This window comes from Stenotrophomonas sp. S39, from assembly GCF_016624665.1.
Lineage (GTDB): Bacteria > Pseudomonadota > Gammaproteobacteria > Xanthomonadales > Xanthomonadaceae > Stenotrophomonas.
Genome location: NZ_JACVTT010000146.1, coordinates 1 through 7,090 on the forward strand (window position 1 = coordinate 1; position 7,090 = coordinate 7,090).

7 protein-coding genes are annotated in these 7,090 nt (G+C 66.8%); all 7 read right to left on the reverse strand.

The features are described from left to right. Positions 1 to 192: 192 nt before the first annotated feature. The gene (gene der / locus IAE41_RS21290) at positions 193 to 1,590 is read right to left on the reverse strand and encodes a ribosome biogenesis GTPase Der (RefSeq protein WP_108768625.1); all 1,398 of its coding nucleotides are present in this window, start codon (positions 1,588 to 1,590) and stop codon (positions 193 to 195) included. Positions 1,591 to 1,605: 15 nt separating this feature from the next. Continuing rightward, positions 1,606 to 2,814 (reverse strand): outer membrane protein assembly factor BamB, encoded by a 1,209-nt coding sequence (gene bamB / locus IAE41_RS21295; protein ID WP_200734466.1) that lies wholly within the window; start codon positions 2,812 to 2,814, stop codon positions 1,606 to 1,608. Continuing rightward, positions 2,814 to 3,452: a tetratricopeptide repeat protein gene (locus IAE41_RS21300; protein ID WP_079221623.1), complete on the reverse strand. Its 639-nt coding sequence runs from the start codon at positions 3,450 to 3,452 to the stop codon at positions 2,814 to 2,816. The genes bamB and IAE41_RS21300 overlap by 1 nt, the downstream gene beginning before the upstream one ends. A 64-nt stretch (positions 3,453 to 3,516) precedes the next feature. Beyond that, the gene (locus IAE41_RS21305; protein WP_200734467.1) at positions 3,517 to 4,380 is read right to left on the reverse strand and encodes a RodZ domain-containing protein; all 864 of its coding nucleotides are present in this window, start codon (positions 4,378 to 4,380) and stop codon (positions 3,517 to 3,519) included. 19 nt (positions 4,381 to 4,399) lie between these two features. After that, positions 4,400 to 5,203: a tetratricopeptide repeat protein gene (locus IAE41_RS21310; protein WP_200734468.1), complete on the reverse strand. Its 804-nt coding sequence runs from the start codon at positions 5,201 to 5,203 to the stop codon at positions 4,400 to 4,402. Beyond that, positions 5,190 to 6,395 (reverse strand): 23S rRNA (adenine(2503)-C(2))-methyltransferase RlmN, encoded by a 1,206-nt coding sequence (rlmN, locus tag IAE41_RS21315; RefSeq protein WP_079221620.1) that lies wholly within the window; start codon positions 6,393 to 6,395, stop codon positions 5,190 to 5,192. Before rlmN ends, IAE41_RS21310 begins: the two co-directional genes overlap by 14 nt. A gap of 10 nt (positions 6,396 to 6,405) precedes the next feature. Continuing rightward, complete coding sequence (ndk, locus tag IAE41_RS21320; RefSeq protein ID WP_008265389.1) at positions 6,406 to 6,831, reverse strand: nucleoside-diphosphate kinase; 426 nt, start codon at positions 6,829 to 6,831, stop codon at positions 6,406 to 6,408. Positions 6,832 to 7,090: the final 259 nt, after the last annotated feature.

Here is a 7,090-nt window from a genome sequence, read left to right on the forward strand (position 1 = left end):
CCCCCCCCCCCCCCCCCGCCGCCCCCGGGGGCCCCCCCCCCCCCCCCCCCGGGGGCCCCCGCTCTACAGGTCCACCGCAAGCGTACGGTAGCGCCGGGCCATGCCCGGCGAGCGCAGCGGCGCGCACGGATCCGCCGGGCACGGCCCGGCGCTACCAACAAAAAGGCGGCCCTGCGGCCGCCTTCTCGTGGATCACTTGCCCTTGACGTGCTTCATCAAGCGCCGCTTGGCCTTGACCTGCCGCTCGGTGAGGACGTTCTTCTTGCCCTCGTACGGGTTGGTACCCTCGCGGAAGATGAAGCTCACCGGCGTGCCGATCAGCTTGAAGCGCTTGCGGAAGAAGTTCTCCAGGTAGCGCTTGTACGATTCCTGCAGCTCCTTCAGGCGCGTACCGTGCACGATGAAGGTCGGCGGGTTCGCACCAGCCGGGTGCACGTAGCGCAGCTTGGAGACGTGGCCGCGGATGGTCGGCGGCGGGTTGGTCTCGTAGGCCATTTCCAGCGCCTTGTTCACTTCGCTGGTGGTGAAGGTCTTGTTGGCCGACTCGTGGGCGCGGTGCACCGCACGGAACAGCTCGCGCAGGCCCGAGCCATGCTTGGCGGAAATGCGCACCGACTCGGCCCACGGCACGAAGCCCAGGCGCAGCGACAGCATCGTTTCCGCCTGTTCGCGCTGGTACTCGGTCAGGCCATCCCACTTGTTGATGGCGATGACCAGCGCACGGCCGGCATCCAGCACCGCGCCCAGCACGGTGGCGTCCTGGTCGGTCACGCCTTCGGTGGCGTCCAGCATCAGCACGGCCACCTGGCACTGCTCGATGGACTGCATGGTCTTGACCACCGAGAACTTCTCGACGACCTCGTCCACGCGCGAACGACGGCGCAGGCCGGCGGTATCGATCAGGCGGTACTCGCGACCGTCACGCTCCAGGTCCACGGCGATGGAATCGCGGGTGGTACCCGGCACATCGGAGGCGATCATGCGCTCTTCGCCGAGGATGCGGTTGACCAGCGTCGACTTGCCCACGTTCGGGCGGCCGACGAAGGCGATGCGGATGCGGTTCGGATCGTTGTCCAGCTCTTCGCCGCTGCCTTCTTCGGGCAGGCGCTGGATCACCTCATCCATCAGGTCGTCCAGACCCTGGCGGTGGGCGGCCGACACGGTCAGCATTTCGCTGAAGCCGTAACGGGCGAACTCCGAGCGGACCGTGTCTTCGTCGGTGCCGTCGATCTTGTTGATCAGCAGCAGCGTCGGGCGCGACAGCTTGCGCAGCCAGGCCAGGATCTCGTCGTCCATCGCCGAGGTGCCCTCGCGGGCATCGACGACGAACAGGATCAGATCGGCTTCGGCCGCAGCAGCGCGGGCCTGGCGCGTGGTGGCGCCAGCCAGGCCTTCCTCTTCCTCGGCAATACCGCCGGTGTCCACGACGAGGAAATGGTTGTCCTCGTCCAGACGGCAGACGCCGTAGTTGCGGTCGCGGGTGACGCCGGGCTGGTCATGGACCAGGGCGTCACGCGTGCGGGTCAAAGCATTGAAGATGGTCGACTTGCCGACATTCGGCCGTCCAACCAGGGCGACCAAAGGCAGCATCGCGATTACTCCGTATTAATTTGCCAACCGGAATGCGGTCAGCTTGCCATCAACATTCTGCACCAGCAGCACCCCGTCGACGACGACTGGCTGGGCCAGGAGGGCATCACCGCCGCTCTTGGCCCGCGCCGCCATCGCGCCGTCGGAGGCCTGCAGCCAATGCAGGTATCCCTTGTAGTCACCGACGACCACGTAATCACCCTGCAGCGCAGGACCGGTCAGCGAACGACGCGCCAGGCCGGTCTGCGACCACATCGCGGTGCCGCTGGTCTTGTCCAGGCCGAACACGCCGCCCTTGGGGTCGGTAACGAACACATTGCCCGAAGACACCGCCACGCCGCCGGCACCGCCGTGGTCGCGCGCCCACAGCGGGCGACCGGTCGGGCCTTCGATGGCCATGGTCTGGTTCTTGAAGCTGCTCACGAAGAGCGTATTGCCTTCCAGCACCGGTGCGCCGTCGACGTCGGCCATGCGGTCCAGCTCGGTGCGGCCTTCAGGGCTGCCCACGGTCTGGTCCCACAGGGTGCGGCCGTCCTGCATGGCCAGGGCGGCGACAGCGCCGTCATCCTTGCCGATGAACAGCACGCCCGGGCCGGTGACCACCGGCGCGTTGCCGCGCACGGTCAGCGCCGGCAGCTCGCTGGGGTTGAACCACTTCTGGGTGCCGTTGGAGGCTTCGAACGCGGTGACGCGGCCATCATTGCTGCGCACGAAAACCAGGCCCTGCGAAACGGCCGGGGCCGAAATCACTTCGCCCGGCACACGGGCGCGCCACTTCTCGCTGCCATCGTTGATGTCCAGCGCGATCACCTGGCCATCGAGGGTACCGATGACCACCAGGTTCTCGCCGACACCCGGGCCGCCGGACAGGCGCAGCTTGGCCTTCTTCTTTTCCTTCTGCGGCTCCCAGGTCCAGACCTTCTTGCCGGTCTGCAGGTCGATGGCATGCACGCCACCGGTGATCGCCGCGGCGAACACGTGGCCATTGGCCACCGCCGGGCCCTGGCGCACGCCGATGCGGCGCTCGCCCTTGCCCAGGTTGACCGACCAGGCCTTGTTGACCTTCAGGGTCGGCTCGAACTTGACCAGTTCCGCCGGCTCCTGCGCCTTCTTGGCGGCGGCATCCTTACCGGCGAACCAGCCCTTCATGGTGCTGCAGCCGCTCAGTGCCATGCCCAGCAGCAGGACGGAGGCGACGCGCGTAATCATGACCTTCTGACTCATCAAACCGACTCCGCAGGGGCGGCGACGGTGCCGCCAGCGTCCATAACCTTGGTTTCCAGCACGCGCCGCTGCGGTGCTGCCACGTCCAGCGTCTTAAGCGCCTTCTCATACTGTTCACGGGCCGCATCGCGCTTGCCCTGCGCCAGCAGTGCATCGCCCTGGATTTCCAGGCTGCCGCTGTCCGTCGCGCTGCCAAGCAGCTTGATCGCCTCGTCGCTCTTGCCGGTGGCCACCAGCAGGCGGGCCACGCGCTGGTCAACCACGCGCTGCAGGTCGCCTTCGACCTTCACGCCGCGCAGGGTGGCCAGTGCTTCTTCGTTCTTGCCGGCATCGACCTGGGCCTTGGCCAGCTGCAGGGCCGCCAGATCGCCATAGATGCTGTTCGGGCCAGCCTCCAGCGCCTTGACCGCCTTGGCAGCGTCGTCCAGCTTGTTGTCCTGCAGGCCGACCAGCGCCTTCTGGTACTCGACGTTGGCCGAGGCCAGCTTGCCGCCCTGGTTGGTCTGGTACCACTGCCAGCCGGCAATGGCGCCGATGGCGATCGCTACGCCACCGATGATGCTGGCGCCATTCTTCCGCAGCCAGCTGCGGACACGTTCACTTTGTTCGTGCTCGTCGAGCAGATCGTCGATCGCCATGCGTACTCTCGCCCCGCCCGTAGGGAGGGACCATTGGGATTATCGAAGGTGGTGAAACCGCGTCTCAGTGTGAAACCGGGACAACGGAGCCTTCAGAGGATACCTGAAAGCGGGCCACGTTGGCTCGCTGGTAGGGGGTCAGATCGACGATAGCGCCGTTCTGCTGAACCTGGACCGCCGAGGCATTGCCCAGGGTCACGCGGCTCACCTGGCCCGGGGTGAAGCTGCGGGTCTCGCCGGCCTTGATGAGCGCCTTCTCGACGGAGCCGCCATCCGGACCGGCAATATCGACCCAGCTGTCGCCACTGAACTGCATGTCCAGGTTGGCGGTGGCCGCAGCGGCCGGGGCCGGGCGCGGCACCGGGGCCAGCGACGCCACGTACGGCGTGGCCGCCGGCTTGGCAGCAACCGCCGCCGGCTCGTTGCGCGCTGCCGGCTCGCTGCCGACGGTGGCCGGGGCGACCGGCACGGCGGCCGGGATCGCGTCCAGCGAGGCAGTGTTGGGCGCGGACGGGGTGTTGTCGAAGTGGCCGCGGGTGGCAAACCACACCGGCACCGCCAGCACCGCGGTGATGCCGACATACAGCATGCGCCGGCCGAGGTTCTCGGCGATGCGGCGGGCACGCGGGGTATGGGTATGGCTGACCAGGGTGGGCGGAACCACCGCGCCGACCTGGGCCTGCTCCAGCAGCTGGCTGATATCCACGTTCAGCAGGCGCGCATAGCTGCGCAGCTGGCCGCGGACGAACACCGGGGCGCCGAGCTTCTGCCACTGTTCTTCTTCAAGCGACCTGACCACCTGGACCGGCATGCGCAGGCGCTGGCCGACATCATCAAGGGTCAGTCCGGCCGCCTCTCGGGCCTGGCGCAGGCGGGTGCCGCAGCCGGCCGCAGTATCGAGAGCGCTCACAGTCTGGTCATCAATCACAATGCATCAACCCTGGAGGTTAGGAGCCCGCGTCCTGCGGAAATTCCTGTCGAATCCGCTGCAGGTAACGATCGGATGCCGCCTGATCGCCCAGTCGCGCCTCGATTTCAGACGCAAGTTGTAACACGGAACGTGTGGCCGGTGCAGCCGCAATCCTACGTTCGGCGAAGGCGCGCGCCTCGAAAAACTGGCCACGGCGGAAGTTGAGCTGGGCCATCGCCTCGAGGGCGACGGGGTTGGCCGGCACCATCACCAGCGCCGCACGCAGGTCGCGCTCGGCGCGTTCCACCTGGCCGGCGTCAAGCGCGCAGCGGCCGGCATTGGCCATCGCGCCGCCCGCGGAGGCATTGCCCGGCAGCTGCAGGGAACGGTCGAACCACAGCAGCGATTCGGCGGCACTGCCGTGCTGGCACAGCCAGGCGCCGTAATTGTTGAGTACGTCAGCGCGCTGCGGGGCCAGTTCGGTGGCGCGGCGGAAGCCCTCGCCCGCCTTCTCCGAGCGGCCACGGCGCTCGTCGATGCCGGCCATCAGCATCACCGCGTCCACGCCCTTGGGCCGGGCCTTCAGGGCCTGGCGCACCTTGCGCTCGGCCTCGTCGAGGTTGCCCACCTGCATGTCGCGGGCGGCCAGGGCCAGCTGGTCCTGGTAACGGAATTCCTCGCGCACGCCTGGCGAATCGCGCACGTGGCGCTCCGGGGCGATGTCACCGCCACGGGTGTATTCGTCGGGAAGCTGGGACTTGACGGTCTTGCTGCAGCCACTGGCCGAAACGGCCAGCACCCCTGCAATCAGGACTGGCCAGAGGCGGTCACGCGGCCGCATCGCTCCCCTTCCCTGCCTGCAACGTCTTGTTGAACTCTGCCTGGCGGCGGGTACGGTCCATCACCTGGCCCTTGAGCTGGCCACAGGCGGCATCGATATCGTCGCCACGGGTGCGGCGGACCATCGTCAGCACGTTGCTGTCGAGCAGGATCTTCTGGAAGGCGCGGATGTGCGCTTCTTCCGAACGCTCGTAGCGGGTGCCGGGGAACGGATTGAACGGGATCAGGTTGACCTTGCCCGAATCCTTGGCCTGCACCGCGTTGTCAAACTGGCGCATCAGGCGGGCCAGCTCGCGGGCATGCTCGGGCTTGTCGTTGATGCCCTTCATCAGGGTGTATTCGAAGGTGACCGATTCGCGGCGCTTGTTGGCGCGCAGGTAGCGTGCGCACGAAGCCATCAGCTCGGCGATCGGGTACTTCTTGTTGAGCGGAACAAGGGTCTCGCGCAGCGCATCGTTCGGCGCGTGCAGCGACACCGCCAGCGACACGTCGCTTTCGGTGGACAGGCGATCGATCTGCGGCACCAGGCCGGAGGTCGACAGGGTCACGCGCTTGTTGGCCAGGCCGTAGCCCAGGTCGTCGCGCATCACGCTCATGGCGCGCACGACGTTGTCGAAATTCATCAGCGGCTCGCCCATGCCCATCATCACCACGTTGGTGAGGCGGCGCATCTGGTGCGGCACGTTGCCCAGGTGGCGTGCGGCAACCCACACTTGGCCGATGATCTCGGCGGTGGTCAGGTTGCGGTTGAAGCCCTGGGTGGCGGTGGAGCAGAACGTGCAGTTCAGGCCGCAACCGACCTGCGAGGACACGCACAGCGTGCCGCGGGTCTTGTCGGGGATGTACACGGTCTCGATGGCGTTCTTGCCATCCACGCCCATCGCCAGCAGCCACTTGTGGGTGCCGTCGGCGGAGGGCTTGTCGAACACGATGTTGGGAACCAGCACCTCGGCATGGGCCTGCAGCTTGGCGCGCAGGACCTTGCCGAGGTCGGTCATTTCATCGAAATCGGTGACGTAGCGATGGTGGATCCACTTCATCACCTGATGGGCACGGAACTTCTTCTCGCCGAGAACCTCGACGAAAAACTTCTCCAGGCCCGCGCGATCGAGGTCGAGCAGGTTCTGCTTGCCAGCCGTGGGTGCCGACTTCGGCAGCGGCTGGATGGCGGGGGACTGTACGACCTCGTTCACGGCATTACTCTCAGCGCGAGACGACTTCGGTGGCGGCGAAGAAGTAGGCGATTTCAATCGCGGCATTCTCGACCGAGTCCGAGCCGTGCGCGGCATTGGCATCGATGGATTCGGCGAAGTCGGCGCGGATGGTGCCCGCAGCGGCTTCCTTCGGGTTGGTGGCGCCCAGCAGGTCGCGGTGGGCCAGGACGGCGTTCTCGCCTTCCAGGGCCTGGATCATCACCGGGCCGGAGATCATGAACTCGACCAGCGCGTTGAAGAACGGACGCTCGCGGTGCACGGCATAGAAGCCTTCGGCTTCACGACGCGACAGCTGCTTGTACTTGGCGGCCACGACCTTCAGGCCGGCCTTCTCGAAGCGGGCGTAGATTTCGCCGATGACGTTCTTGGCAACGGCGTCCGGCTTGATGATCGAAAGGGTGCGCTCCAGCGCCATGGGATGTCTCCAATGGAATCGGGCCGCTGATGGCCCGAAGGGTAACATGAAAAAAACCCGCGTCGGGACGCGGGCTTAGCCTGATAAACGTAGGCGAATTGTAAAAGATAACGCGACTGGGTGGTAGAGGGCCTGCGGCCCTCCTGTAGAGCCGAGCCCATGCTCGGCTGGCGTTTGGGCCGAAGAGCAGCCGGGCGTGGGCTCGGCTCTACACGACCAGCCCCCCGCCCCGCCCCGTCACCCCCCGGAGCGGGTTCTG